This window comes from Synechococcus sp. H55.11 (assembly GCF_047462475.1).
Lineage (GTDB): Bacteria > Cyanobacteriota > Cyanobacteriia > Thermostichales > Thermostichaceae > Thermostichus.
The window spans coordinates 32,558-34,029 of record NZ_JANSJI010000287.1 but is presented as its reverse complement, the minus strand read 5'-3'; the positions used below and the strand labels follow the sequence as shown (position 1 = coordinate 34,029).

The following is a 1,472-nucleotide window of genomic DNA, read 5'->3' as shown; positions in this document are numbered from 1 at the left end:
AAAAATGCACCACCCCAAAAAGACCATCAGCGCTTTCCATCGCCGCGTATAAATGTAGGCTGCAAAAGCCAGCAATAACGACAAAAAGATTGCCACTCCCTGAGACTTTTGAGAAAGGGCATAGGTGCGGCGTAGTTCTTCGTCTATGCGCTTTTGATCTTCTTGCTGGAGCAACTCTTGCAGATGCTTGTCCATAAAGGCCGCTCCCCAAAATCAGACGGCCTCATCCTAAAGATCCCTGGAAGTCCCCTATTCAAAGCCGGTTTTGGCGGGATCCCACCCTCTAGGGCGGCAAATAGTCGCCTTCCCGCGTTTCCGACTTTTGTAAAATAGGAAGGCCTGTCTCCTATTGCCGGCCGCCCAGCCCGCACCAACAGATTTGCCATGACCTCAACTCCTCTTGCTGCTGCCCACGCTGTTGCTTGGGATCCCCTTGACCCGCAGGTGCGCCCGGATCCCCAGGGCCGGTTTGGGCCGTTTGGGGGCCGCTTTGTACCGGAAACCCTGATGAGCGCCCTGACGGAGCTGGAGGAAGCCTTTGAGCGGCACTGGCAGGATCCCGAGTTTCGCGCCGAGTTGCACAGCTTGTTGCGGGATTTTGTCGGGCGGCCCAGCCCGCTTTACTTTGCCCAGCGGCTTACCGAACACTACGGCGGCCCCCAGATCTACCTCAAACGGGAAGACCTCAACCACACCGGCGCCCACAAGATCAACAACGCCCTCGGCCAAGTGCTGCTGGCGGTGCGCATGGGCAAGCGGCGGATCATCGCCGAGACCGGCGCCGGCCAACATGGGGTGGCCACGGCAACGGTGTGCGCCCGCTTCGGCCTGGAATGCGTCATCTACATGGGGGCGCTGGACATGGAGCGGCAGGCCCCCAACGTGCAGCGGATGCGCCTGTTGGGCGCTGAGGTGCGCGGGGTGGAAGCCGGCACGGCCACCCTCAAAGATGCCCTCTCCGAGGCCATCCGCGACTGGGTAACCCATGTGGAGACCACCCACTACGTCATTGGCACGGTGGCCGGGCCCCACCCCTACCCGAAGCTGGTGCGGGCCTTTCACGATGTCATTGGCCAGGAGACGCGGCAGCAGTGTCAGGAGAAATGGGGAGGGTTGCCGGACGTGTTGCTGGCCTGTGTGGGCGGCGGCTCCAATGCCCTGGGCCTGTTCAACGAGTTTATCCGCGATCCTCAGGTGCGGCTGATCGGTATTGAGGCTGCCGGGGAGGGTTTGCACACATCCCGCCACGCCGCCACCCTCAGCCGCGGTCGTATTGGGGTCCTGCACGGGGCCATGAGCTACCTGCTGCAGGACGAGGAAGGCCAGGTGCAGGAGGCCCATTCCATCAGCGCCGGCCTGGATTACCCTGGCGTAGGGCCGGAGCACAGCTACCTAAAAGAGATTGGGCGGGCCGAGTACTACGCGGTTACCGACGACGAGGCGGTGGAAGCGCTGCTGCTGCTGTCGCGCCT

1 protein-coding gene and 1 pseudogene are annotated in these 1,472 nt (G+C 62.1%); one reads left to right on the top strand and one right to left on the bottom strand.

Annotation, left to right across the window (positions count from 1 at the left end; genetic code table 11):
- Nucleotides 1-195 (bottom strand): annotated as a pseudogene (locus NW853_RS11580) (hypothetical protein); the annotation flags it as partial.
- A gap of 189 nt (nucleotides 196-384) precedes the next feature.
- Between NW853_RS11580 and trpB the strand changes: the two are divergent.
- Nucleotides 385-1,472: tryptophan synthase subunit beta (gene trpB / locus NW853_RS11575; protein ID WP_414349081.1), on the top strand; the 1,088-nt coding region annotated here is incomplete at its 3' end.